Below are 1,073 nucleotides of genomic sequence, written 5' to 3'. Positions count from 1 at the left end.
TGTCGGGTCCCGCATGATTGATTACACGCTTCCAAAATAATTCGGGCCTGTCAGTCTGCCACTGCTTCATTGCACCAACCGGGGGCTGATGGTGCAAGGCCTTTTGATTGATGTGGTGGTTGTACAGCCAGTTATAACGTTTGAGCGTGGTTTCCAGGTCTTCACGTGAATCGAATCGGTGTGTGTTAAGCACGTCGCTTATGCGGCCATTGAAGCGCTCGACCATGCCATTCGTTTGAGGCCGATAGGGCGTGATCAGCCGATGATCAATGCCCTGCTGGCGACAGAACTGATCGACTTTATGCTGGCCGCTGGGCTGCCGTTCACCGCCAGAAGTGAAGCGGTCAGTAAACGTCTTGCCGTTATCGGTGAGCAGCGTCTTGATCTTGAAGGGCGCACGCTGGTGGACATGGTGTAGAAAAGCGTCGGCATCTTGTGCGGACTGATGTTGACGTACCTCAAGATAGACCCAGCGTGTAGCACGATCAATAGCCACGAAAAGGTAACGCTTGCGGTTCTCGTCGGGCATTTGAGGCAGGTGTTTAACGTCGACATGGATATACCCCGGCGTATAGGCCTTGAAAGGCTTATGGGTCGGTGCTTGAGCCGCTCTCTCCTGCTTTTTCAGGGCCGCGAGGCTGGGTAAACCACGACGTTTCAACAGACGCTGTAGTGCGGAACGTGAGAGGTCCGGATGCAGAAATTCTCTTGCTACCACCAGCAGATCGTCGACACTCAGCCGCAGATACTCCCGCAGGGCCACGACAATTTCTTCCTGGGCAGAAGACAGTGTTGTGAGCAAGTTGTGCCGTGTATGAGACAGATCATGTTGCGTCTCTCGGTAGCGCCACCGAGCAATCGTGGGACAAGAAACATGATAACGCCGTGCCAACTCACTATCGCTCATCGAGGCGGGTGCCCGTTGGATCTCGCGGCGGATGCGTGGGGTAGTGGTCGCTGTCTTGTGTAGTTTAATATCCATCTCGCTGCTCCTGAATAAAGTAAGCAATGAGGTCACGTGCTGCCAGGAGAGGATAGCTCCTATGGCTTAATCTATCATCCGGCCTCTTACA

1 protein-coding gene is annotated in these 1,073 nt (G+C 53.9%); it reads right to left on the bottom strand.

Going from position 1 to position 1,073, the window contains the following annotated elements; all coding sequences use genetic code 11:
* Window positions 1-982: IS481 family transposase (locus ACT3RU_RS17950; protein WP_192528709.1), on the bottom strand; the 982-nt coding region annotated here is incomplete at its 3' end.
* Between the last annotated feature and the right edge of the window lie 91 nt (window positions 983-1,073).

Origin of the sequence: Halomonas sp. TP35 (assembly GCF_052375975.1) — a bacterium.
Lineage (GTDB): Bacteria > Pseudomonadota > Gammaproteobacteria > Pseudomonadales > Halomonadaceae > Vreelandella > Vreelandella citrativorans.
The sequence above is the reverse complement of the archived record's forward strand: the minus strand, read 5'-3'. Positions and strand labels throughout refer to the sequence as shown.